18 protein-coding genes are annotated in these 23,195 nt (G+C 68.2%); 6 read left to right on the forward strand and 12 right to left on the reverse strand.

Going from position 1 to position 23,195, the window contains the following annotated elements; genetic code table 11:
- Window positions 1–15: 15 nt before the first annotated feature.
- The 3 genes from treS to ACZ5MJ_RS30920 form a co-directional block, all read right to left on the reverse strand.
- Window positions 16–3,375, reverse strand: a complete 3,360-nt coding sequence (gene treS, locus ACZ5MJ_RS30910) for a maltose alpha-D-glucosyltransferase (protein ID WP_464224827.1) — start codon at window positions 3,373–3,375, stop codon at window positions 16–18.
- 21 nt (window positions 3,376–3,396) lie between these two features.
- Complete coding sequence (locus ACZ5MJ_RS30915; RefSeq protein ID WP_464224828.1) at window positions 3,397–6,825, reverse strand: maltotransferase domain-containing protein; 3,429 nt, start codon at window positions 6,823–6,825, stop codon at window positions 3,397–3,399.
- A gap of 308 nt (window positions 6,826–7,133) precedes the next feature.
- Window positions 7,134–7,352 (reverse strand): DUF2188 domain-containing protein, encoded by a 219-nt coding sequence (locus tag ACZ5MJ_RS30920; protein WP_464224829.1) that lies wholly within the window; start codon window positions 7,350–7,352, stop codon window positions 7,134–7,136.
- Window positions 7,353–7,525: 173 nt separating this feature from the next.
- Here ACZ5MJ_RS30920 and ACZ5MJ_RS30925 point away from each other — a divergent pair, with 173 nt between their 5' ends.
- On the forward strand, window positions 7,526–7,834 hold the full coding sequence (locus ACZ5MJ_RS30925) for a hypothetical protein (RefSeq protein ID WP_464224830.1): 309 nt from the start codon (window positions 7,526–7,528) through the stop codon (window positions 7,832–7,834).
- Between the two features lie 55 nt (window positions 7,835–7,889).
- On the opposite strand, the gene ACZ5MJ_RS30930 is transcribed toward ACZ5MJ_RS30925, so the two are convergent.
- The 4 genes from ACZ5MJ_RS30930 to ACZ5MJ_RS30945 all read right to left on the reverse strand — a co-directional run bounded on the left by ACZ5MJ_RS30930 (window position 7,890) and on the right by ACZ5MJ_RS30945 (window position 12,430).
- The gene (locus tag ACZ5MJ_RS30930; protein ID WP_464224831.1) at window positions 7,890–9,248 is read right to left on the reverse strand and encodes an MFS transporter; all 1,359 of its coding nucleotides are present in this window, start codon (window positions 9,246–9,248) and stop codon (window positions 7,890–7,892) included.
- 141 nt (window positions 9,249–9,389) lie between these two features.
- Entirely contained in the window at window positions 9,390–9,614 is a 225-nt protein-coding gene (locus ACZ5MJ_RS30935) for a DUF2783 domain-containing protein (RefSeq protein ID WP_464224833.1), read from the reverse strand.
- Window positions 9,615–9,645: 31 nt separating this feature from the next.
- Complete coding sequence (locus tag ACZ5MJ_RS30940; protein ID WP_464224834.1) at window positions 9,646–11,385, reverse strand: FAD-dependent oxidoreductase; 1,740 nt, start codon at window positions 11,383–11,385, stop codon at window positions 9,646–9,648.
- Window positions 11,386–11,470: 85 nt separating this feature from the next.
- On the reverse strand, window positions 11,471–12,430 hold the full coding sequence (locus ACZ5MJ_RS30945; protein WP_464224835.1) for an MBL fold metallo-hydrolase: 960 nt from the start codon (window positions 12,428–12,430) through the stop codon (window positions 11,471–11,473).
- A 322-nt stretch (window positions 12,431–12,752) separates the two neighbouring features.
- Here ACZ5MJ_RS30945 and ACZ5MJ_RS30950 point away from each other — a divergent pair, with 322 nt between their 5' ends.
- Together ACZ5MJ_RS30950 and ACZ5MJ_RS30955 are read left to right on the forward strand one after the other, a co-directional pair.
- A complete protein-coding gene (locus ACZ5MJ_RS30950) occupies window positions 12,753–13,580 on the forward strand; it encodes an IclR family transcriptional regulator (protein WP_464224836.1) in 828 nt (275 codons plus the stop codon).
- Window positions 13,577–14,407: an IclR family transcriptional regulator gene (locus ACZ5MJ_RS30955; protein ID WP_464224837.1), complete on the forward strand. Its 831-nt coding sequence runs from the start codon at window positions 13,577–13,579 to the stop codon at window positions 14,405–14,407. Before ACZ5MJ_RS30950 ends, ACZ5MJ_RS30955 begins: the two co-directional genes overlap by 4 nt.
- A 33-nt stretch (window positions 14,408–14,440) precedes the next feature.
- On the opposite strand, the gene ACZ5MJ_RS30960 is transcribed toward ACZ5MJ_RS30955, so the two are convergent.
- The 3 genes from ACZ5MJ_RS30960 to ACZ5MJ_RS30970 form a co-directional block, all read right to left on the reverse strand.
- On the reverse strand, window positions 14,441–15,421 hold the full coding sequence (locus ACZ5MJ_RS30960; protein ID WP_464224838.1) for a Bug family tripartite tricarboxylate transporter substrate binding protein: 981 nt from the start codon (window positions 15,419–15,421) through the stop codon (window positions 14,441–14,443).
- Window positions 15,422–15,530: 109 nt separating this feature from the next.
- Window positions 15,531–17,504, reverse strand: a complete 1,974-nt coding sequence (locus ACZ5MJ_RS30965; protein WP_464224839.1) for a PAS domain-containing hybrid sensor histidine kinase/response regulator — start codon at window positions 17,502–17,504, stop codon at window positions 15,531–15,533.
- 369 nt (window positions 17,505–17,873) lie between these two features.
- A complete protein-coding gene (locus ACZ5MJ_RS30970) occupies window positions 17,874–19,229 on the reverse strand; it encodes an IS1182 family transposase (protein ID WP_464219218.1) in 1,356 nt (451 codons plus the stop codon).
- A gap of 134 nt (window positions 19,230–19,363) precedes the next feature.
- On the opposite strand from ACZ5MJ_RS30970, the gene ACZ5MJ_RS30975 reads away from it, so the two are divergent.
- From ACZ5MJ_RS30975 to ACZ5MJ_RS30985, 3 genes are read left to right on the forward strand one after another with little or no spacing between them, the layout of a single operon-like run.
- A complete protein-coding gene (locus tag ACZ5MJ_RS30975; RefSeq protein ID WP_464224840.1) occupies window positions 19,364–20,167 on the forward strand; it encodes a helix-turn-helix domain-containing protein in 804 nt (267 codons plus the stop codon).
- A gap of 1 nt (window position 20,168) precedes the next feature.
- Window positions 20,169–20,522, forward strand: coding sequence for a flagellar transcriptional regulator FlhD (flhD, locus tag ACZ5MJ_RS30980; RefSeq protein WP_464224841.1), 354 nt, complete (start codon window positions 20,169–20,171; stop codon window positions 20,520–20,522).
- Window positions 20,523–20,549: 27 nt separating this feature from the next.
- Window positions 20,550–21,392: a hypothetical protein gene (locus tag ACZ5MJ_RS30985; RefSeq protein ID WP_464224842.1), complete on the forward strand. Its 843-nt coding sequence runs from the start codon at window positions 20,550–20,552 to the stop codon at window positions 21,390–21,392.
- Window positions 21,393–21,404: 12 nt separating this feature from the next.
- Here ACZ5MJ_RS30985 and gabD read toward each other — a convergent pair whose 3' ends face one another.
- Both gabD and ACZ5MJ_RS30995 read right to left on the reverse strand, forming a co-directional pair.
- Window positions 21,405–22,853 (reverse strand): NADP-dependent succinate-semialdehyde dehydrogenase, encoded by a 1,449-nt coding sequence (gene gabD / locus ACZ5MJ_RS30990; protein WP_464224843.1) that lies wholly within the window; start codon window positions 22,851–22,853, stop codon window positions 21,405–21,407.
- A 76-nt stretch (window positions 22,854–22,929) separates the two neighbouring features.
- Window positions 22,930–23,148 carry a DUF3079 domain-containing protein gene (locus ACZ5MJ_RS30995; protein WP_464224844.1) on the reverse strand — a complete coding sequence of 73 codons (219 nt, stop codon included), beginning with the start codon at window positions 23,146–23,148 and terminating at the stop codon, window positions 22,930–22,932.
- Between the last annotated feature and the right edge of the window lie 47 nt (window positions 23,149–23,195).

Consider the following 23,195-nt stretch of genomic DNA (forward strand, 5'->3'; position numbering starts at 1 on the left):
TGTTGTCCGCAGGGCTCATGGCTCGCCTCCCGGCATGGCCAGTTTTTTCAGCAGGCGGGCCAGCCCGCTGACCGGCAGGTCGATCCACGCCACGCGGTTGGCGGCTTCGTATTCGACTTCATAGGCCGCGCGCTCCAGCAGGAACAGGTCAAGCAAGGGCTGCAACTGGTCGGGCGCCACCCACGGCGCGGGCGAGGCCTCCATGTGCTCGCGGTAGCAGGTCAGGAAGGCTTCGCTGGCGGTGGCGCGGAATTGCTCCAGCAGCACCGCGCGGCGTTCGGCCAGTTGCGGCGGCAGTTCGCTATGGGTGCGTTCCTGGCGATCAGTGCCTACCGTGGCCGCGGCATAGTCGAGCGAGCGCAGCAGCCCTGCCACATCGCGCAGCGGTGAGGTCTTGCGCCGGCGCCAGTCCAGCGGCAGTCCGGGCTCGCCCTCGAAGTCGACCACGTAGGTGTCGTTTTGAGCGATCAGCACCTGCCCCAGGTGGAAGTCGCCGTGAATGCGCGTCTGCAGGCTGCCGGGCGCGGCGGCGGCAAGCCGTTCGACCAATGCGGGCAGGTCTTCGCGCGCGGCCAGCAGGGTCTGCACGTCGGCCTCGAAGGCCTGGCGCACCGGGCCGGGCACGGTGGCGGGCGGAGGCTGGAGCCGGTTCAGCGCGCGCTGCAGCGCGTCCATGGCTTGCCCCGCCCACGCGCGCGCATCGCCATCGGTGGCCGGCAACGGCGCGAAAGCGTCGTTGCCGGTAGGGCGTGCCAGCACCGCATGCAGCTCGGCCAACCGGCGGCCGAGCGTGCCGGCCAGCGCCGCGTAGCCGCTCATGGCCTCGCCAAACTCGTCCTCGCCTTCCTGCGAGGGCAAGGCGTCGTCGATGGTGCGGCCCAGGTAGTCCAGGGTCCAGTCCCAGCCATTGCCCTGATTCAGGATATAGCCCTGCAGCAGCAGCATCGTATGCGGCACGCCATCCGGCCCGGTACGGACCACTTCGCCCAGCAGCGGGGCCGCGTGCACATACCCCTGCGCGGTCAGGTAGCGCGTCATCTCGGCCTCGGGGTGGATGCCGCCCGAGAGCCGGCGCACCAGCTTGAGCACGGCCGTGCTGTTGTACGACAGCGAGCTGTTCGACTGCTCGGCCGACATGTACTCGATCGGCTCGCGCTCCAGGTCCAGCGCGGCCAGGCCGGGTTCGGCGCGGAAGTGGATGATGTCGTCGCCGACGTGCATCTGCATGTCATTGCGCAGCGCGCGCACCACCTCGCGCGCAAAGGGCTCGATCACGAAGCCATCGGTGGCCAGCCCCACGCGGCTGCCCTGGCGCACGCGCGCCATCGACAGGCCCTGCGCCAGCTGCGACACGCCGTCGGCGCTTTCGCGGTCCCACAGGACGCCCAGCGGCAACTGGTAGCGTTCGGTGCGTCCGGGCAGGGAGACCTCGACCTCGCCCAGGTAGATATCCTCGCCGCCGCTGCCGCGCGCAAAGGGCAGCAGGTAAGCGAGCGCAACGCGCTCGATGCGCTCATGCTTGGCGCCGAACCAGCGGCGCCGGCCAATATAGGGCGGCAGCACTTCGCTGGCCATGAGGCGGCGCGAGGCGTCGGTCAGTTCGGGCCTGCCTGTGTTCTGCATCACAAGCGTGATCTGGTCTGGCATCTGCTCGGGCGCCTCCACATGCCATGAGGGCGGCTGCGCCTCGTCGCTCAGCACGAACCAGTAGAAGCCATAGGGCGGCAGCGTCAGCAGGTAGGTCAGCGTGCCGATGGCCGGGAACGGCGTGGCGCCCATCATCTCCACCGGCACGCGGCCGTTGAAGGCGGACAGGTCCAGTTCGACCGCCTGCGGCGCGCGCGACAGGTTGGCCACGCACAGGATGTGCTCGTCCTCGAACTCGCGCAGGTAAGCCAGGATCTTCCTGTTGCCGGGAAACAGGAAGCGCAGCGTGCCGCGGCCGAAGGCGCGGTGTTTGCGGCGCAGCGCCAGCATGCGCCGCATCCAGTTCAGCAGCGAATGCGGGTCGCGTGCCTGCGCCTCCACGTTGACCGCCTCGTAGCCGTATAGCGGCCCCTGCAGCGGCGGCAGCACCAGGCGCTCGGGGTCGGCGTGCGAGAAGCCGCCGTTGCGGTCGGGCGACCACTGCATCGGCGTGCGCACGCCGTCGCGGTCGCCCAGGTGGATGTTGTCGCCCATGCCGATCTCGTCGCCGTAGTAGATCACCGGCGTGCCCGGCATCGAGAACAGCAGGCTGTTCATCAGCTCGATGCGGCGGCGGTCGCGCTCCATCAGCGGCGCCAGCCGGCGGCGGATGCCCAGGTTGATGCGCGCGCGCCGGTCCGAGGCATAGACCTCCCACAGGTAGTCGCGCTCGCTGCTGGTCACCATCTCCAGCGTCAGCTCATCATGGTTGCGCAGGAAGATGGCCCACTGGCAGTTGGGCGGCACCTCAGGCGTCTGGCGCATGATGTCGGTGATCGGGAAGCGGTCTTCGCGCGCGATCGCCATGTACATGCGCGGCATCAGCGGGAAGTGGAAGGCCATATGGCACTCGTCGCCCTCCGGGTCGGGCCCGGTCAGGCCGAAGTACTGCTGGGCATCTTCCGGCCACATATTGGCTTCGGCCAGCAGCATGCGGCCGCGGAAGTGCTGGTCCAGGTGCGCGCGGATATGGCGGATGACGGCGTGGGTCTCCGGCAGGTTCTCGTTGCTGGTGCCTTCGCGCTCCACCAGGTACGGCACCGCGTCCAGGCGCAGCCCGTCGATGCCCATGTCGAGCCAGAAGCGCATGACCGACAGCACTTCGTTGAGGACCTGCGGGTTGTCGAAATTCAGGTCAGGCTGGTGCGAGTAGAAGCGGTGCCAGAAATAGGCGCCCGCCACCGGGTCCCAGCTCCAGTTGGACTTCTCGGTATCGCAGAAGATGATGCGGGTGCCGGCATAGGACTGGTCATGGTCGGACCACACGTAGTAGCGGCGTGCCGCCGAGCCGGGCTTGGCCTTGCGCGCGCGCTGGAACCACGGGTGCTGGTCCGAGGTGTGGTTGATGACCAGCTCGGTGATGACGCGCAGCCCGCAGGCATGGGCCGCGGCGACGAAGCGCCGCGCCTCGGCCAGCGTGCCGTAGTCGGGGTGGACATTGCGGTAGTCGGCAATGTCGTAGCCGTCGTCGCGGCGCGGCGACGGATAGAACGGCAGCAGCCAGACGGTGTCCACGCCCAGGTTGACCAGGTAGTCGAGCTTGGCCTGCAGCCCGGCAAAGTCGCCCACGCCGTCGCCATTGGCGTCGTAGAAGGACTTGATGTGGAGCTGGTAGATGACCGCGTCCTTGTACCAGAGCGGATCGGCGTTGAGCAGGGCGGCATTGCCGGTTTCGGTAAGGCGTTTCATCCGTGTCTCCACGCATGCCTGTCAGGCGCCGTGCGGGTCGCTCGAATCCGGCGCCAAGGGTGGGCGAGGGGCGGGACGTTCCAGCGGACGCACATGCCAGACCGCAAAGGGCAGTTGCGCCGGGTCGAGCCGGATGCGCTGGTGCTTGCCGCGCAACTCGAAGCGCTGGCCGCGCATCAGGTCCTGCACCGCCAGGCCGGCCTGGTCGGGCAGGCCCCATTCCCACAGCGGGATTTCGATATCGGTGTCGTGTGCCGTGCGCGGATCCAGGCTGATCGCCGCCAGCAGCACATCGTCGCCGAACAGGTAGTCGGTGCCGGGCACGAAGCGCGCGAACCATAGCACCGCATCGCTGCCGGCGTGGTAGAAGCGCAGCCCGAGGTGGTTCTGCAGGGCGGGGTGCCCGGCGCGGATCTCGTTCAGGCGCGAGATTTCCGCGACGATATTGCCCGGTTGCCGCCAGTCGCGCACGCGTAGCTGGTATTTCTCGGAATCCAGGTATTCCTCCCGCACCTTGCCATCCAGCACGAAGGGTGCGCTCTCGCACAGCTCGAAGCCGCTGTACATGCCCCACAGCCCAGACAGCAGCGTTGCCAGCGCCGCGCGGATCAGGAAGGCGGGACGACCGCCGTGGTGCAGGAAGTAGGGGTTGATGTCCGGCGTATTGACGAAGAAGTGCGGGCGGAAGAAGTCGCGCAGCGGGCTCCGGGTGAGCTCGGTCATGTACTCCGTCAGCTCCCACTTGGTATTGCGCCACGTGAAGTAGGTGTACGACTGGCTGAAGCCCAGCTTGGCGAGCCGCGCCATCATCTTGGGCCGGGTGAAGGCCTCGGCCAGGAAGATGGTGTCAGGGTGGCGCGCGCGCACGTCCGCGATCATCCATTCCCAGAACGGCAGCGGCTTGGTATGCGGGTTGTCGACGCGGAAGATACGCACGCCGTGGTCGGCCCAGAACATCACTACGTCGCGCAGCGCCTGCCACAACGCGGCGCTGGCCGGCGGCGCCGCGTAGAAGTCGACGTTGACGATGTCCTCGTACTTCTTCGGCGGGTTCTCGGCATAGCGCAGCGAGCCGTCGGGCCGGTGCGCGAACCACTCCGGGTGGTCCTTCAGCCACGGATGGTCGGGCGAGCACTGGATCGCAAAGTCCAGCGCCAGCTCCAGGCCGTTGGCAGCGGCAGCGTCGATCACGCGACGGAAATCCTCGAAAGTGCCCAGCTCGGGATGCAAGGCATCGTGGCCGCCTTCTTCGCCGCCGATGGCGTAGGGGCTGCCCGGGTCGCCGGGCTCGCTGCGCAAGCTGTTGTTGCGGCCTTTGCGATGGGTGCGGCCGATCGGGTGGATCGGCGTGAGGTAAAGCACATCGAAGCCCATCGCGCGGATCGCTGGCAGCCGCGCAATGACATCGTCAAAAGTGCCGTGACGCTGCGCGTCGTTGCTTTGCGAGCGCGGGAACAGTTCATACCAGCTGGCATGGCGCGCCGCCAGGCGCTCGGCCTCGACGGGCATGGCCACCGGATGGCGCGATGCGAACGGGCGTCCTGCCGGCGTCTGCATCACCGCGTGCATCGCCGCCGCGGTGCGCCGGGACAGCAGCAGTTCGAGGCGGCGCGCGTCATCGCCGGCCGCGGCAGTCAGTTCGTCGACGATGGCGGACAGCTCGCTGTCCACGGGGGCCTTCTGGTTGTCCTTCTGGCCATTCCGCTTGCCATTGCCTGTCCTGCCGTTCCGGTCAGACTGGAGCAGTGCGTCCGCCACCAGCCGCGCGCCTTCTTCGGTTTCAAGCGCCACATTGAGTCCTGCCGCGCGCTTCTTGCCGATCTCGTCGAGCCAGCTGGCAAAGGTGTCGCGCCAGGCCTCAACCGTGAATTCATGCCGCCCCAGCGCCACCAGCGGGAAGCTGCCCTCCCAGCGGTCGTTGAGCAGCAGCTGCATCGGCGCTTCGTGCCAGCCGGTCTCTCCGGGAGCGCGCCAAAGCACGGCGGCGGCAAGCTTGTCGTGGCCGTCCATCCAGATGTCGGCGCTGACGGTCACGCGCTCGCCGACCACGCGCCGCACCGCGAAGCGGCCTTCGTCGCAGGAGGGCTCGACCCGCTCGATGACGACGCGCGGGGCCTCCATCGCCGCCACCACGCTGCCCAGGCCGGTCACGGCCAGGGTTTCATGGCCATGCGGCGCGGGCGCATCGGGGCGAGGCATGCCGGGCCGGCTCAGCGGCACCGGGGGCACTTCATACAGGCGGATGTCCGCGGGCGCCAGCGTGATGCTGGCGAGCGCGTCAAGCCGGCTGGTGCCGTCGATCGTGCCGCCGGGGCCGCCTGCCGCGGGTTCAAGGCGGGCGCTGGCGTGCGGCAAGGCGCTCAGCACGCGGTCGGCGCCAAGGCTGCCAGGTGCGACCGGGTCGGGGTTGAGCACCACGGCCAGCGCCGGGCCGCCGCCAGGCACGGCGGGGTCATCGCGTCGGATCTTCGCATCGGGCAAGGCGCAGTTGCCGTCTGGCGCGGGCAAACGCGCCAGCACCGTCAGCGGCGCATCGGGGCCGCTCAGCAGGCGCACGGCAAGGGCCGGTGCCGGATTGCGCGCGGCCAGCCAGGTGTTGGCTTCGAGCAGTTCATGGGTGATGTCGTAGGGGGCGCCGTCGTGCGCGGCGCCGTCAGGGGCCAGCGGATCGCGCGCGAGCGATCCGCCGGTTTCGAACCCAGCCGGCACCAGGATGCCGTCGCCGATCGCCGCCGCTGTCCACAGCGCGCGCCGCGCGCTGAGCGCGTCATGGCTGGACGGGGTCAGCGCCGGCGCTGCCAGTACCCGGCCAAAGCGGCGCAGGCGCGCCATTTCCTCGGTCAGCCAGGCACTGCGGTAGTCCCACCACGGCAGCGAGCAGAAGGCGCCGTCGAAGCCGGCCGGCGCCAGCTCGTCCACTTGCGCCGGCGTCAGGCCCGGCGTCCAGGCAAGAAAGCGCGGCGTGCCAGGCGCCTGGTCCGGCGCGGCATCGCTGCGCAAGGTTTCCAGCAGCGCGGCCCAGCACCTGCCGGGCACGCGTGCCGGCGCACGACAGCAGAACCCCGCGGCGCCCGCCGCCCAGGCCATGCGCAGCCGCGCCGCCCACCACCGCCCCAGCGCATCGGCAATTTGCCGGTCATGCCAGCGCAGGCGCGTGCCGGGAATATGATTGTCGGTCTCGTGGGGGGCAAAGGCTGGCGACGCGGTGTCGATCCAGGCGACGTCCGGCAGGTCGTCTGCCCCGGCGGCGCCGTCGGCCATATAGCGGTCCAGTGAAATATCGAGCAGCGGGGCCAGCCCATGCCGGGCGCATGCCGCAAACGCGTCTTCCCCAGGCAGGTGCGGCCAGCCGCCGATCAGTACGTGGTCGAAGCCCAAGGCCGCCACGCGCTGCAGTGCGTGCTGATCGGCATCGGGCGTTCCGGACAGTTCGATCTGGCAGATCCGCACAAAGTCCTCCGGTGATTCGCTCCGACGGAGCAACAGGATCCCGTTCCGGCCCCTGGCGGCCGGCCGGCGCGGTGGCACAGCCACGCGAAGTGCGTGCCAGCGCGCCTGGCCCGGCGCCGTGATGCGCCGAGCCAAGGCGCCTCAAGGGGCAATGCCGCTGCACGCCATGCGCGCGATGCGGATCCGCTTGTAAAAACTACCGGCGCGCGCCGTGCCGATGGAAAGAACGCGCAAGGCTGCCCCGGCACTGTCTGGGAAGGGTCTCGCGTGAGCGCTGCTGTTGGCCAATGCGCAGCGCGCGAGGAAGGTCAGTTCGGGACGGAGCGATCGTGGTCGAAGCTGTTGCGTGCCCGGACCTGGCCATCGCGGCCGTGGATCAGCAGTTCGACGTGTTCGCGCTGCGCCTTGGTGGCGCCGGCCGCAACCGCTTCTTCCTGTGTGGCATGGTGCGATTCAGCGTAGCGCGCGCCTTCGTGGATGACATCCCAGCCCCCGTCGTACGGAACGACGTGTATGTTGCTGCCCATGTTGGGTCTCCTCGAATACGGATGCTTCCATTGTGGTGCATCTGCGCGCGCTGTCTATCCGGCGGCGTCTGACAGGCGCGAAGCGCACCAAGTTCCACTTTTCGATGGAAATCCCTGGTTATTTGTCGGGCCTCTTGTAAGCTGGACTTGGATCGCAAAAAGAGGAGCGGACCATGCGAGCAAGATTTGCCAGGGGGCTGACGCAGTCGCCGGTGACCGTGGTGGCCCGGGCGTTCGACGGAGAAGCGATGCGCACTCCCCAGGTGGGCGACCTGGTGACGGTATATAGCCAGGATCAGGACACCGAATTCAATATCCGCTTGTGCGAGGCCATCGAGCCCGGCCGCTGGCGCGGCGTGGTCTACGCGATCGGCCGCGGCCAGGACGTGCTGGTCACGGCCGAAGGGCTGGAGATCGACGACGTGGTCGAGGTGATGCGCGAGGAAATCGCCTCGGTCATCCCCTGCGGACGATCCCACTGAACGCCGCACCCCGCGGGTGCGGACATTCCGGTTTTGAAGACGCCTGCGGCCCGGTTCAGGCCCGCCGCGCGGGCTGCCTTGGCACACCCAGCCACATGGCCAGCCCGCTGGCCAGCAGCAGCGCCGCCAGCAGGTAGAGCGCATTGTCCAGGCTGCCGGTCTGGGTCTTGATCTGCCCGATCACCCACGGGCTGACAATGCCGCTGGTGATGCCGATGCTGCTGATGAAGGCGATACCCGCCGCCGCGCCCGCGCCCGGCAGGTAGCTGGGCGGCAGCGACCAGAACACCGGCAGCGCGGCAAAGATCAGCACCGCGGCCACCGACAGGATGGCCAGCATCACCGCCAGGCTGGGCAGGTGCAGCGTCAGCGCCGCCAGGGCCAGCGCGCCGCCCGCCGTGCACAGCAGGAAGTGGCGGTGGCGCTCGCCGGTGCGGTCGGAATGGCGTGCGATCAGGATCAGGCCGACCGCGCCCACCGCATTGGGCACGACCGAATACAGGCTGACCGACACCACATCGGTGATGCCGAAGTCGCGGATCATCAGCGGCATCCAGAAGCTCAGCGCCAGCGAGCCGCAGGTCAGCGAAAAATAAATGAAGGCGAACAGGTACACGCGCGGGTTGCGCAGCACCCGGCGCAGCGCCTGCAGCGAATGGCCGCCGGCATGCGCCTGCGCGGCGGTGTCATGCGCCAGGTGGGCGCGTTCGCCGTCGGTCAGCCAGCTGGCGTGCTGCGGGCCGTCCACCAGCATGCGCGCGGCCACCAGTCCCAGCAGCACCGCGGGCGCGCCCTCGATCGCAAACATCCACTTCCAGCCCTGCAGGCCGAGCACGCCGGCCATGTCGCGCATGATCCAGCCGGACACCAGCCCGCCCAGCACGCCCGCCACCGCCACGCCGGCAAAGAAGATCGCCATCACCGCGGCACGCCGCCGCGCCGGGAACCAGTAGGTCAGGTAGAGCACGATGCCGGGGAAGAAGCCGGCCTCGAATACGCCCAGCAGGAAGCGCAGCGCGTAGAACTGCGTGGGCGTGGCAACGGCCATCATCGCCACCGAAGCCACACCCCACAGCACCATGATGCGCGTGAACGTATGGCGCGCGCCGAAACGCGCCAGCAGCATGTTGCTGGGCACCTCGCACAGCACGTAGCCGACGTAGAAGACGGCGGCGCCCAGGCCGTACATGGCGTCGCTGAAGCCCAGGTCCTGCTTCATCTGCAACTGGGCGAAGCCGATGTTGATGCGGTCCAGGAACGACACCACGTAGCAGACGAACAGGAATGGGATGATGCGCAGCCAGACCTTGCGGTAGAGCGCGTCCTCATCGGGCGCGGCCAGTGCGGCAAGGGGCTGGGCGGGGGGCGTCAGGCTGGATAGGGACGAAAGATCCCCTGAGACCGGATGGCTCATGAACGTTGTCTCCGTACGGTGGTGGCTGCGGCGGCGGGCAGCCGGCGGGTGCCGCCAGCGGGCCGCGTCTGGCGCGCGTTGGCCCGGGATGGTTTGAGAAGAAACGCTGCGCCGGTGCGGCCAGGCCGCACCGGCGTCAGGTCAGGCTGGCGTCGTGGCCGGCATGGCGGTCACGCCTTCGCGCGCGGCGGCGATGGCGGCCAGCAGCACGTCGTGGTCGCCGATATGGTTGGCCAGCAGCAGGATCAGCTGCGCGTTGGCGGCCTGGCTGTGGGCGTCGTCGAGGTCGCGGTGCATGTCGATCAGCGCTTCGTAGAAGTCGTCGGGCCGCGCCAGGTTGGGCTGGGTGTTGAGCGTATTGGGCATGGAAGTCTCCGCGGTGCTGGTCTGGCGGGTCTCAGGCGGCCATGCGGCCGGGCTGCGGGGCGCGCAGGTCGGCACCGGTGGCGCGCGCCAGCGCGGCGCGGATCGCAGCCGCGTCGGGGTGGTGCCAGCGGGCGCAGACATGCTGGTCCGGACGGATCAGGTAGCAGGTGCCGGGCGTGGCGCCGTAGCGCGCGGCGGCCAGTCCCTCGTGATCGCGCAGGACGGTGGCGTCGGTGCGGGGCAGCGCCGGCTGCGTGGCCTCGGTCACGTAGACCAGCTGCAATGGCACACCCGCGTGCTTCAGTGCGGCGAGGTCGCCCGGCGTGCCGGCATCGATCGCATCGGGATTGCCGAACACCAGCACCGTGAAGTCTCCGCACAGGTGCGACAGCAGCCATCCCGCGCCGTGGGCGCCGGATACCGGGGCGTCGCAGCAGACGGCGCCGGGCACCATGTTGCCGGCATAGCCTTGCGGCTCGTCGCTGGTGTTCAGTGGCGAATCCTGCAGCACGGCGGGCACCGACAATCGTCCGCTGTTGACCAGGGTGCGCGCAAACGCATGGCGCTTGGACAGCGTCAGCACCGCATCGCGGAACACGCGGCTCACCGCGCTCTTGGGCGTGATGAAGTCGGTGGAGCGGGTGGAGTTGCGGATATTCTCGTCGGCGGCGTATTCGCGCTCGCTGGCGTAGGTGTCCAGCAGCTTGTCGCAGGCCTGGCCATGCAGCACGCAGGCCAGCTTCCAGGCCAGGTTCTCCGCGTCCTGGATGCCGCTGTTGGCGCCGCGCGCGCCGAATGGCGACACGCCGTGCGCGGCATCGCCGGCAAACAGGATATTGCCGTGGCGGAAACTGTCCATGCGCAGGCACGAAAAGGTGTAGACGCTGACCCATTCCAGCTCGAACTTCACGTCCTTGCCCAGCAGTGCCTGCACCCGCGGAATCACGCGCTCCGGCGTTTTCTCCAGCACCGGGTCGGCATCCCAGCCCAGCTGGAAGTCGATGCGCCAGACATTGTCGGGCTGGCGGTGCAGCAGCACCGACTGGTTGGGGTGGAAGGGCGGGTCGAACCAGAACCAGCGCTCGGCCGGGAAGTCCGCTTCCATCTTCACGTCGGCAATCAGGAAGCGGTCGCGGAAGGTGCGGCCCTTGCTGTCCAGGCCCAGCAGCTTGCGCATCGGGCTGCGCGAGCCGTCGGCGGCCACCACATAGCGGGCGGCAAGCGGATAGCAGCCGTCGGGGGTTTCGACGGTCAGTACCACGCCGGCATCGCCCGTGCCGCGTTGCTCCAGCCCGACCACCTTGTTGTGCCAGCGGATCTCGATATTGGGCAGAGCCTGCGCGCGCTCCAGCAGGAAGCCTTCGACGTAGTACTGCTGCAGGTTGATAAAGGCCGGGCGGCGGTGACCGCTCTCGGGCAGCAGGTCGAAGCTGTAGACCTGTTCGTCGCGCAGGAACACCCTGCCGACATGCCAGCCCACGCCCTTGTCGACCATGCGCTCGCCGCAGCCCAGCCGGTCGAAGATATCCAGCGTGCGCTTGGAAAAACAGATCGCGCGCGACCCGGTGGACAGCGTGCAGTCGTCGTCCACCAGCACCACGCGCACGCCGCGCTGCGCCAGGTCGATGGCGGTGGCCAGCCCGACCGGGCCGGCCCCGACCACGACCACCGGATGCACCGCGGCGGGTGCGGCTTCAGCGGATTGCCCGGCGCGCTGTTCCGCGCAGGGCTGGTATGCGAACGACAGCCGCTGGTAGTCGATGCTGCTCATGCTTGTGTCTCCATCCACCTTGTTGCTCTGTTGCTCTGTTGCTCTGTTGCTCTGTTGCTCTGTTGCCGGTTCGGTTCTGCTTGCTTCAGTCCTGCAGCGCGGCCCACATTTCCTTGTCGCGCTGGGCCGTCCAGATGCGCGGATGGCGCACCCCGGCGGCCTCGTCGTAGGCGCGCGAGACATCGAAGGGCAGGCAGTGCTCGTAGATGAAGACGTGGCCGAACTTGGGGTCCATGGCGCGGCGTGTGTGCGCCATCGCGGCCTTCAGGTCGAGCTTTTCGGCCACGGCTTCCTTGCCGGCCTGGAACAGGGTGGAGACAAAGTCCTTGGTGTAGGCGATGCCTTGCTTCACTGCCTCGGGCGTGGTCAGCGCGGGGCCGCGGCCGGGGACCAGCTTTTCGGGGTTGAGCGCCTGCAGGGCGTCCAGCGTGGCCGGCCATTGCTCCAGCTGGGCGTCGCCGCAGTAGCAGGCAGCGTCGTACTCGACCAGGTCGCCCGAGAACAGCACTTTCTGCTGCGGCAGCCAGACCACGGTATCGCCCTTGGTATGACCCGAACCCAGGTGGGCGATGCGCACTTCCAGCTTGCCCAGGAACAGCGTGATTTCCTTGTCGAACACCAGCGTCGGCCAGGTCAGGCCGGGCACGGTCTCCACGCCGGCGAACAGGCGCGGGAAGCGCTCGATCTCGGACTTCATGTCGGCCTCGCCGCGCTCGACGATCATTTCGTAGGTGCCGCGGCTGGCGATGACCTGCTGCGCGCCTTCGGCAAAGTAAGCCGATGCGCCCAGCACGCGCACCGCGTGGTAGTGCGACAGCACCACGTACTTGATCGGCTTGTCGGTGATGGTGCGGATGCGCGCGATCAGGTCCTGCGCCATGGCCGGCGTGGCGGTGGTGTCGACGATCAGCACGCCGTCGTCGCCGATGACCACGCCCGAGTTGGGATCGCCTTCGGCGGTGTAGGCCCAGGCGTTTTCGGACAGCTGGGTAAAGGTGACTTGCTTGGCTTCCAGGTCGGCCTGCGATGCAAATGCCTTGGACATGGCGTCTTTCCTCTGTGTGGGGAGGCGAGACGGCACCGGCTGGGCACGGTGGTGCGTTGCGCTGGCCGCGCGGGCTGTCTCGCCCCGTTCATATGGATTCCGGGATGTCTCACGACGCGGTGCGCCGTGTTGCGACGGGGTAGTGCAATCTTAGGAAACGTTCGAAAATTAATCAATAGCGAAATGATTAGTCTATGACAAATAATTGAAGTGAGTGGCGAGCGCGTTCCAGATATGCCGAAATTCGCGGGTAAACCCTTGCTCGTGTGGCTTCGGGAGCCGTTCGATTAATATCCGGGGTTTCCGATCACACTGGACGGCAATGGCCAGACGCAAGGCTGGGGAAGCAGCAGCACAGGCAGGCGAGCCCGCGGCGCATGCCGACAAGGCACAGCGCGGCATCCAGAGCGTGGAGGTGGGCGGGCGCCTGCTGGCGGCGCTGGCCGCTGCGCGCGCGCCGATGGCGCTGGCCGCGCTGGCCGATGCCGCGCAACTGGCGCCAGCCCAGGCGCATGCCTACCTGGTCAGCCTGACCCGGCTGGGCCTGATCAAGCGCGACCATCTGTCCGGCCGCTACGAGCCCGGGCCGCTGTCGTTGCGGCTGGGCATGCTGCACCTGGAGCAGGACCCAGCCTGGCGTGCCGCGTTGCCGCGGGTGGATGCGCTGGCGCAGGCCCTGGGCTTCAGCGTGGCGACCAGCCTTGCCGGGCCGCAGGGGCCAACCATCGTGCGCTATGTGCCGGCCAGCGCGCCGCTGCACGTCAATCTGCACGTGGGCACGGTGATGGCGTTGTCCGCTACCGCCACCGGGCGCGTGTTCTGCGCCTTCCAGCCGCCGGCGCAGTGGCAGCCGTTGTGGCACGCGCAGCAGCCGGATGCGACCGAGTCCGACCTGGCCGCCTTCGGCGCCAGGCTGGCCGAGATCCGCGCTCGCGGTATCGAACGCAGCATCGACACCCCCAGTCCGGCGGTCAGCAGCCTCAGCGTGCCGGTGCTGGACGTAGCGGGAGTGCTGCGGCTGGTGCTGACGCTGGTGGGTTCGACCGGTGCCATCGACGTGGATTGGCGCGGTACAGCGGCGCGGGCCTTGCTGGCCGCGGCGGCCGACATCGGTGCGGCGCTGCGCGAAGCACAGGAGCGACCGGCATGAACAGCGCGACCGAAGCCCAGCAAGACCTGGAAGGCGGCAAGCCGCAGCGCGGCATCCAGTCGCTGGACAGCACCGGACAGTTGCTGGGCGCGCTGGTGGCTGCCGGCCGGCCGCTGGCGCTGCGCGACCTGGCGCTGGCCGCGGGCATGCCGCCGGCCAAGGCGTTCCCGCATCTGGTCAGCTTGCAGAAGACCGGCCTGCTGGCGCGCGATGCGGCGGGCAACTACCTGTGCGGACCCCTGGCGCTGGAGCTGGGACTGATTGCGCTGCAGCGGCTGTCGCCGACGCGCGAGGCGGAACCGGAGGTGATCGAGCTGGCCGGCGCCACGGGCCTGAGCGTGGCCATGGCCGTGCTGGGGCCGCTGGGGCCCACGGTGGTCCGGCTGGAGGAGTCGGCGCGGCCACAGCACGTGAGCCTGCGCGTGGGCACGGTGCTGTCGCTGGTCCATACCGCCATCGGCCGCACCGCGGCGGCCCATCTGCCAGCCAACGTGCTGGCGGGCCTGCTGGAAAAAGACGAGCTGCGCATGGCCGGCACCGCGGCGGCGGAAGTGCTTGCGCCCGGCGGCAAGCTGGCGCCGGCCTACGCCGGGCGCCTGGCTCAGGTGCGCGCGGCCGGGCTCGACAATGCGCTGAGCCACCCGGTGCCGGGTATCGACACGCTGGCGGCGCCGGTGTTCGACCACACCGGCAGCCTGGCGCTGGTGATCGCCGTGATGGGGTCCAGTGGCAGCTTCGACAGCGGCACCGACGGCGCCACCGCCGCGCTGGTGCGGCAGGCGGCGCGGCGGCTGTGTTGGCGCTTCGGCGCGCCGGACGCGGCCTGAATCAGGCCATCGGCCGGGCCATCAGTCAGGCCATCAGTTGTCCAGCTTGATATTGGCCGACTTGATCAGGCTGTCCCACTTCTCGTACTGCGCGCGGATATAGCTGCCGAACTGCGCCGGCGTCGCGGGGAAGGGCACGGTGCCCTGGCTGGCGAGCCTGGCAACCATTTCCGGCTGCTTCAGCGCCGCCACGATCTCGCCGTTGAGGCGGTCGATCACTGCCTTGGGCGTGCCAGCCGGCGCGGCCACGCCGAACCACGCGGTCAGTTCGTAGCCGGGCACGCCGGCGGCGGCCAGCGTCGGCACGCCCGGGAGCTGGTCCGACGGCTTCTGCGTGGTCACCGCCAGCGCGCGCACGCGGCTGTCGCGGATATACGGCAGCGCGGTCGAGACGCTGTCGAACATCATGGTGATGCGCCCGCCGATCAGGTCCGTCATCGACGCGGCGCTGCCCTTGTACGGAATGTGCGTGATATTGACACCGGCCAGGTGCGTGAACAGCTCGCCCGCCAGGTGCGACGACGAGCCGTTGCCGAACGAGCCGTAGGTCAGTTTGCCCGGTTCCTTGCGCGCCAGCGCCAGCAGTTCCTGCACGTTGTGCGCCGGCACGCTGGGATGCACCACCAGCACATTGGGCAGGTACGCGACCGAAGCGACCGGTGCGAAGTCTTTCAGCGGATCGTAGCCGGGCTTGTCATAGAGGCTCTTGTTCACCGCCAGCGAGCCGAAGGTGCCGAACAGCAGCGTGTAGCCGTCGGCCGGGGCCCGCGCCACGGCGATGGCCGCCAGGTTGCCGCCGGCGCCGGGCCGGTTGTCGATCACCACCGGCTGGTGCAGCCGCACCGACAGCGCGTTGCCGATCTCGCGCGCGAGCAGGTCGGTGGCGCCCCCGGGCGGGAAGGGCACCACCAGCCGCACCGGCTTGTCGGGATAGTCCGCCAGCGCGGTACCGGCGGCGGTGGCCGCCAACGCAAACAGCAGCCCCGTGGCCGCGCGCCTGATCCAACCCTGCATCGCTGTCTCCTTTCTGTGATCCGTTGCGATGGAATGGGTCTCAGTGTGTCGCAGCGGCGGCGGGCGCGTGTTTGGGATTGGCGAAGGTCGTGTTTGGGGCGGCCGCCGGTCAGTCCGGCCGGCGCAGCCGCGCAATCGTGCTGAACAGCGCTTCCAGCGCCACCGGCTTGACCAGGTGCGCGTCGAAGCCGGCAGCCTCGGTATGCTGCCGGTCCTCGGGCTGGCCGAAGCCGGTCAGCGCCACGAAACGCGTCTGCTCGGTGCCCGCCACGCCGCGCATGGCGCGCACGACCTCGAAGCCGTCCATGCCGGGCATGCCCAGGTCGATCAGCGCGATATGCGGACGGCAGCGCGGCGCCACATGCAGGGCTTCGACACCGTCGTAGGCAATGGTCACTTCGTGGCCGTACATCTCCAGCAGCATGGCCAGGCTGTCGGCGGCGTCGCGGTTGTCATCGACCAGCAGGATGCGCTGCGCCTGCAGCGCCGCCGCGCCCGAGCCGGGCGCCTGCTGCGTGGGGGCCTGGACCGCGTCGGCCTTGTGCGCTGCCGGCAGCGGCAGGCGCAGGGTAAACGTGCTGCCCAGCCCCGGCCCGTCACTGGCGGCAGCGATCGTGCCGCCGTGCAGTTCCACCAGCGAGCGGCACAGCGACAGGCCGATGCCGAGCCCGCCCTGCACATCCGTGCCAGGCCGGCTTTCCTGCATGAACAGGCGGAAGATGTCCTCGAGGGCGTGCGGGGCGATGCCGCGGCCCTGGTCGATGACACTGACTTCCAGCGTACGGTTCTGCACCGTGGCGGCAATCACCACAGCCGTTCCCGGCGGCGAGAACTTCGACGCATTGAGCATCAGGTTCTGCATGACCTGCACCAGCCGCGTCTTGTCGGCATCCATGTGGATCGGGCCGGCCGGGGTCTGCACGTCCACGCGCTGTGCCTTGGCATCCAGCGCGGGCCGGGCCCCTTCGATGGCGAGTGCAAGGATGTCCTTGAATTCCACCGGCCCGGTGCGCAGTTCGATCCGGCCGGAGGTGATGCGCCCGATATCGAGCAGGTCGTCCACCAGCCTGCTCAGGTGAGCCACCTGGCGCTCGATCAGTCCCAGGCTCTTGTTTGCCAGCGCCGCGTCCCCCGGTGCCAGCCGCATGGCTGTCAGTGCGCTGCGCACCGGGGCCAGCGGATTGCGCAACTCATGGGAAAGCGTGGCCAGGAACTCGTTCAGGCGCTGGCTGGAGCGCTCCAGCTCCTCGCGGCGGCGGCGTTCGCTCATGTCACGCGTCACCTTGGCGAAGCCGCGTAGCGTGCGCGATTCGTCGTAGACCGCGGTCAGCGTGACATTGGCCCAGAACAGCGAACCGTCCTTGCGCACCCGCCAGCCTTCGTCCTCGACGCGCCCGGCGCGGCGCGCCAGGTCCAGGTGCCGCTGCGGCTTACCCGCGGCAACGTCTTCCCGCGGGTAGAACACCGAGAAATGCCGGCCGATGATCTCGTCGCGGCGGTAGCCCTTGATATACGAGGCGCCGGAATTCCAACTCACGATATGGCCGCCGGGATCAAGCATGAAGATCGCGTAATCCTTGACGCCCTCCACCAGCAGGCGCAGCGTTTCCTCGCTCTGCCGCAGCGCCTCGGCCGCGCGGCGCCGGTCGGTCAGGTCGCGCGTGACCTTGCCGAAGCCGATCAGCCGGCCGTCGGCGTCCCGCAGGGCGGTGATGACGACGTTGGCCCAGAAGCGCGTGCCGTCCTTGCGCACGCGCCAGCCTTCGTCCTCGAACCGGCCCAGTTCGGCGGCGGCTTTCAACTCGGCGTCCGGCCAATGCCGGGCAACCGCGTCGGGCGTGTAGAACTGCGAGAAGTGCTTGCCCAGGATCTCTTCGCGCTTGTACCCCTTGATGCGCGCCGCACCCTTGTTCCAGCTGGAGACATGGCCGCCGACGTCGAGGGTGAAGATGGCGTAGTCCTCGATGGCATCCACCAGCGTCCGATAGGGGGTATCCGCCGCATGACAGTCGTCCTGGCCGCCAGCGCCGGGGCCGTGCGCGCTTCCGGCTTGCCGTTGCGGATCGTCGGGGCGTCTGGTCATGGTTGGTCTGGGGCGGGTGTGCCGGCGTGCGCCAGCGCCTTGGATCCGTGTGGTGCGGTAAGGATACCCCTGCGGCCTGCCGGCAGGGCAAAAGCGCAGCCGGCAATTCCGGCAGGACGTGCCGGGACAAGCTCACAGAGTCAGAAGGTTCCTTGCTGCAAATCAGAATGTACGGATTGTCTGGCAATACCGGCTCCCTAGGAGTTCGTCGGAGTTGAGGTGAAGCGTGATTCAAAACATCAGGTCGTGACGGGGTTCGCTTCGGTTGGCGGGCTCATCGCAGTCGTGATACGCGATGAAGGTATTTGAGAGTGGATGAGGAAGGCAATCGGGTGCTTTTTGACCGCACAAGAAGCCCGCTGATCGGCCCTATGCACCCCGTAATACGTTCATCCGCTTGATGTTCCACGCGAGCGCCACCAGCGACCATTCCGCCGCGACGTTGGACAGTCCGCGCAGCGAGAACTGCCGGAATCCCATCACTCGCTTGATGATGCCGAACACCGGCTCGACCGTGCTCTTGCGCAGCCCGTACAGTGCTCGCCCCGCCTTCGTTTTGTGTCGGTGTGTCATCCTGACGATTGGATCGGTGCTCTCAGGCGGCGCCGGATCGTCGGCGAAGCGTTCCATCAGCGGCAGATGATGGGCGTCGCGCTGGATCGCAATCAGCGGGGTGATGTCCGCCGCCTCGCAGGTGACGACGTTGGCCGCACTGAAGTAGCCCGCATCCGCCAGCAAAATCTCAGGCTGGCCCAATGGCTCGGGCAGCGCCCCCAGCACGTCGATCATCGGTGCGACCTGGCGCTTGTCGTTGCTTTGCTGGGTCACTGAGGTGCCCACGATCAACATCGTCTCGACATCCACCGCTGCCTGCGCGTTGTAGCCTTGCTCGAAGCCGCCGCTGGACACCGGCATGATGCGCGACTCTTCGTCCGTCAGGTTGATCTGGTCGCGTTCCTTGGCACCGCCTTGCGGCGGCTCCGGGTCCTTGCCCCGCGGCTTCTTGCCGTCTTTGCGCTGCGCCTCGCGACGCGCCACCTTGGCTTCATACTCCTGCTGCTCTTGCTCGAACCGTTCCTGCGCCCGTGCCTCGATCTTCGCCTTCGCTTCGGCCAACGCCTTCAGTCGCGCTTCGCGCCGTGCGATCTCCGCCGGTACATCCATCCCATCTGGCAGACTCTCTCGATCGGCGGTCTCGGCCATCGCCATCAACTGCTGCACTTCTTCATGCAACTGCGCTTCGATCCGGCCGATATACCCGTGCGACAGCGCGCGGTGCCTGCTCGCATTCGCCTTCACCTTGGTGCCATCCAGCGCAATCCGGCCCAGCTTGACCAGCTTCATCTCCTTCGCGATCAGCAGCACCTGCACGAACAGCTTCTCTAACTGGCTCGCAAACCGCTTGCGAAAGGTGGCCAGCGTGTCATGGTCCGGATGCGTGTTCGCCGCAATGTAGCGGAACGCCACCGAGTCATAGGTCGCTCTCTCAATCTTGCGGCTCGAAGACACTCCGGTCGCATACCCGTACACCAGCAAGCCAAGCAGCACCTCGGGGTGATGCGCCGCCATGCCGCGACCCGCGTACGCCCCACTCAGCTCCGACAGGTCCATCTGCTCGATGACTTCCACTACGAACCGCGCCAGATGACCTTCCGGCAACCAGTCCTCCACTGACGGTGGCAACAGATAGTCGGTCTGACGATCAACGGGCACGAAACGACTCATCTATGGGCTCACTCAGCGAACTGTGAATTTATCAACGCCCAACCCGTCCCGCCGGACGACTGGAGATCCCGAAAATCCGACAAACTCCTAGAATGGGCGCACCAGGGTTTGCAGGTCTTCTATCCACAGCGCCAATGACACAGTCCGATCCACGCCGCCCGCCGCGCGACGCCATGCCGTGCAGCACGGATTGCCAGATGGCCAGCGTCTGCCCGGACGGCCGACGGCGGCGCCAGCAATGCCAGCCAGCCGGCGCCGAGCCGGGGCAGCGCATGGTCCGCCTGCGCAAGGGCGAGTACCTCTACCTGCTGGGCGATCCGGTGACAGCGCTGTATGCCATCCGCGCTGGCACGCTCAAGACCCATGTCACGACCGAGGACGGCCGCACCCAGGTGGTCGGCTTCCACTTTCCCGGCGACCTGGTCGGACTGGACAGCCTGGCAGGCCTGCACTATGCGTCCTACGCCACGGCGCTGGAAGACACCAAGCTGTGCCTGTTCCCGGTGGACGCGCTGCGCCATGTGGCGGCCAGCCTGCCGCCGCTCGGCAACCAGCTGTTCCTGGCCCTGGACGCCCAGGTGCGGCATGCGCGGGCGCTGCAGACCATGCTGGCGCTGATGACTGCCGAAGAGCGGCTGGTGACCTTCCTGCTGTGGCTGGCAGACGGCTTTGCGGCGCGTGGCTTCTCGTCCTCGGAATTTGTGCTGCGCATGAGCCGGGAAGAGATCGGCAGCTATGTCGGCCTGACGCTGGAAACGGTGAGCCGGCAGTTCTCCCGGCTCGCGGAGATCGGACTGATCGGGGTGCGGCACCGCACCATCACGTTGCGCGACAAGCACGCGCTGCGGGCCATCGCCGCGCGCCCGATGATCCTGGCCCAGGCGCCCGCGCCCGGACCGTCCACGGCAACTGACGAAGCTGGTCCGGCGCAAGGCTGACATGGAACATGCAAGGCAAGCCGGGCCGGCCGGCAGGGACCATAGCCAGGAACCCGACAGCGACAGTCTCCGGGAGATCAAGGAGCTGAACCTGTCCTACCTGCTGCTGGTGCAGCGGCTGATGCGCGAGAACGAGGCCGAGGCGCTGTACCGGCTTGGCATCGACCGTGAAGTCGGCCGCGTGCTGGCGTCCCTGACACCGCCGCAGATGGTGGCGCTGGCGCGCTCCAACCTGGTGCTGTGCCGCTTCCGGCTGGACGACGGCATGCTGCTGGCCGCATTGACCGGGACCGAGCCGCCGCGCGTCCTGCAAAGCATGCACGCCGCCATCGTCATGGCTTCTCGGCGGGAATAGAGCAAGACTTCTGCAATCGGAGGGTATATGACTGGCAATGCGACAACGCAGGTCGATCTGAAGCGGATGGCGGTGGCCGCCGAGCGCCGGGGCGCCTTCCTGCCCGCGGCAACCCGCAAGGAAATTGCCGGCACGCTGCAGATGCAGGATATCGTCCTGGCGCTGGGTGCCGAGGCCGGGGAGCAGCGCTGCATCGAAGCGGGCCTGGAAGTGCTGGCCATGGCCGGGCACCCGCCCGCGCGTGCCGTGGTGTCGGTAGGGCACGGGCGGCAGCCGGCGCTGGATTTTTATGTCGACACCGACGTGCAGACTTGCTGCGATCTGGACAGCGCATTGCAGCAGGCCATCGCCAGTCGTTTCACCAGCGTGCTGCCGCCCGGGCTGGCGGTGTCAGTGCTGCCGCTTGACGTCTACATGCAGGAGTCCGCGGCCGCGGGCAAGGTGTTCGAGGCCGAAACCTTCCGCGCCTGCGCGCGCGAACTGCTGGCCCGCGGTGGCGAAATGCACCAGCGGCTGGCGGTCGTGTGCGCCTATCTTTCCGTGCTGCATGACGCGCAGGGCCTCGCGGAACGGCTTGGCTACCTCGAACAGAGCCTGCTGGACCGGGGCCAGGAGGCCCTGTCCTGGCGCCTGCGGCGGCATCGCAGCGTGGAAGGGCGGGCATTGGCGCAGGCGCTGGAAGGACTGTCCCGCGCCGCCGACGGCGCCTTGTATGAGTTTGGCACCCGCTACAGCTTCGAGCGGGCCAGCTACCAGCTTGAGCAGATGCAACGCGTTCATGACCGGATCGCGCGCTTTCGGGACACCTGCCGCCTGGGCGAGCCGTGGGCCGGGCCCCAGTACGGCGCATGCGCGCGCGCGACGTACTGAGGCCAGGCGCCTTCAGATGCCGGCCATGCAGGTGTATTTGATGACCAGGTAATCCTCGATCCCGTAGTGCGAGCCTTCGCGGCCCACGCCCGATTGCTTGACGCCGCCGAACGGCGCCACCTCGTTCGAGATCAGGCCCGTGTTCACGCCGACCATGCCGTACTCCAGCCGTTCGGAGACGCGCCAGACCCGGCCCAGGTCGCGCGCGTAGAAGTAGCTGGCCAGGCCGAACTCGGTGTCGTTGGCCATGGCGACCACGTCATCCTCGGTCTCGAATCGGAACAGCGGCGCCAGCGGTCCGAAGGTCTCTTCGCGCGCGACCAGCATGCCGGGGCCGACGTCGGCCAGCACGGTCGGCTGGAAGAAGGAATGCCCCAGTGCGTGGCGCTGGCCGCCCTGCAGCAGGCGGGCACCCTTGCCGAGCGCATCGGCGATATGTTCTTCCACCTTGGCCACGGCCTTGTCGTCGATCAGCGGGCCGATGCGCACGCCGTCATCCATGCCGTTGCCAACCTTGAGAGCCGCCACCGCCGTCACCAGCTTCTGCGCGAACGCGTCGTACACGCCCGACTGCACGTAGATGCGGTTGGCGCAGACGCAGGTCTGGCCGGCGTTGCGGTACTTCGACACGATCGCGCCTTCCACTGCCGCATCCAGGTCGGCATCGTCGAACACAATGAAGGGCGCGTTGCCGCCCAGTTCCATCGAGACCTTCTTGATGGTCGATGCGGTCTGCGCCATCAGCACCCGGCCGACCTCGGTCGAGCCGGTGAAGGTCAGCTTGCGCACCAGCGGGTTGCTGCTCATCTCGCCGCCAATCGCGCTGGCCGAGCCGGTCACCACCGACAGCACGCCCGCCGGAATGCCGGCGCGCTCGGCCAGGGCCACCAGCGCCAGTGCTGTCAGCGGGGTTTGCGAGGCAGGCTTGAGCACCATGGTGCAGCCGACCGCCAGCGCCGGGCCCGCCTTGCGCGTGATCATGGCCGCCGGGAAGTTCCACGGCGTGATGGCCGCGCAGACGCCCACCGGCTCCTTGGTCACGACAATGCGCTGGTTGCTGACCGGGGCCGGAATGGTATCGCCATAGACCCGCTTGCCTTCCTCGGCAAACCACTCGATAAACGAGGCCGCGTAGGCGATCTCGCCGCGCGCTTCGGCGATCGGCTTGCCTTGCTCCGCGGTCATGATGCGCGCCAGGTCTTCCTGGCTGGCCAGGATCAGCTCGAACCATTTGCGCAGCAGCGCCGAGCGCTCCTTGGCGGTGCGGGCGCGCCACGCAGGCAGCGCACGGTTGGCGGCCTCGATGGCCTGGCGGGTTTCGTCGGCACCCAGTTGCGGCACCTGGCCCACGCGCTCGCCGGTGGCGGGGTTGGTCACGTCGATGCGGCGTTGGCCATCTACCCAGTGGCCGTCGATATAGCACTGCTGCCGCAGCAGCGAGGAGTCCTGGAGGTTCAGCATGGTTGTCTCGGTGGGTGCCGGCCAGTGCCGCCGGCTCTTGTCGGGAAGCCTGAGACAACGATTGTAATCCTGGCGTCTAGGTGGAGGTCTTGGGCGGCGCCACTGGCGTGGTGGCCGAGGGGGCGTCGATGCCCCAGTCGCCGCACTCCAGCCAGTCGTTGCCCAGCAGTTCAATCGGGTGCTGGGTGCGGCTGGAACCATTGCCGCAGCCCATGGCGTCGACGGGACAGTATTTGTCGCAGCCCCAGCAGATGCGCTCGGGATGGGTGGGATAGAGGGGAAATTTCTTGGCCATGGTGGCCAATTGTGGGGATGCTGTCAGCAGCGGCCTTGCGCATCGTC

It is taken from the genome of Cupriavidus sp. LA-1, assembly GCF_055385985.1.

Bases quoted from the DNA above. Each gene is read 5' to 3' on its own strand.
- ACZ5MJ_RS30950 (WP_464224836.1), top strand. From the start codon at position 12,753: ATGGCCAGACGCAAGGCTGGGGAAGCAGCAGCACAGGCAGGCGAGCCC.
- ACZ5MJ_RS30935 (WP_464224833.1), bottom strand. From the start codon at position 9,614: ATGCCCAATACGCTCAACACCCAGCCCAACCTGGCGCGGCCCGACGAC.
- ACZ5MJ_RS30970 (WP_464219218.1), bottom strand. From the start codon at position 19,229: ATGAGTCGTTTCGTGCCCGTTGATCGTCAGACCGACTATCTGTTGCCA.
- ACZ5MJ_RS30945 (WP_464224835.1), bottom strand. From the start codon at position 12,430: ATGTCCAAGGCATTTGCATCGCAGGCCGACCTGGAAGCCAAGCAAGTC.
- ACZ5MJ_RS30975 (WP_464224840.1), top strand. From the start codon at position 19,364: ATGACACAGTCCGATCCACGCCGCCCGCCGCGCGACGCCATGCCGTGC.
- ACZ5MJ_RS30960 (WP_464224838.1), bottom strand. From the start codon at position 15,421: ATGCAGGGTTGGATCAGGCGCGCGGCCACGGGGCTGCTGTTTGCGTTG.
- ACZ5MJ_RS30995 (WP_464224844.1), bottom strand. From the start codon at position 23,148: ATGGCCAAGAAATTTCCCCTCTATCCCACCCATCCCGAGCGCATCTGC.
- ACZ5MJ_RS30925 (WP_464224830.1), top strand. From the start codon at position 7,526: ATGCGAGCAAGATTTGCCAGGGGGCTGACGCAGTCGCCGGTGACCGTG.
- ACZ5MJ_RS30955 (WP_464224837.1), top strand. From the start codon at position 13,577: ATGAACAGCGCGACCGAAGCCCAGCAAGACCTGGAAGGCGGCAAGCCG.
- ACZ5MJ_RS30985 (WP_464224842.1), top strand. From the start codon at position 20,550: ATGACTGGCAATGCGACAACGCAGGTCGATCTGAAGCGGATGGCGGTG.
- ACZ5MJ_RS30940 (WP_464224834.1), bottom strand. From the start codon at position 11,385: ATGAGCAGCATCGACTACCAGCGGCTGTCGTTCGCATACCAGCCCTGC.
- flhD (WP_464224841.1), top strand. From the start codon at position 20,169: ATGGAACATGCAAGGCAAGCCGGGCCGGCCGGCAGGGACCATAGCCAG.
- ACZ5MJ_RS30920 (WP_464224829.1), bottom strand. From the start codon at position 7,352: ATGGGCAGCAACATACACGTCGTTCCGTACGACGGGGGCTGGGATGTC.
- ACZ5MJ_RS30965 (WP_464224839.1), bottom strand. From the start codon at position 17,504: ATGACCAGACGCCCCGACGATCCGCAACGGCAAGCCGGAAGCGCGCAC.
- treS (WP_464224827.1), bottom strand. From the start codon at position 3,375: ATGAAACGCCTTACCGAAACCGGCAATGCCGCCCTGCTCAACGCCGAT.
- ACZ5MJ_RS30930 (WP_464224831.1), bottom strand. From the start codon at position 9,248: ATGAGCCATCCGGTCTCAGGGGATCTTTCGTCCCTATCCAGCCTGACG.
- gabD (WP_464224843.1), bottom strand. From the start codon at position 22,853: ATGCTGAACCTCCAGGACTCCTCGCTGCTGCGGCAGCAGTGCTATATC.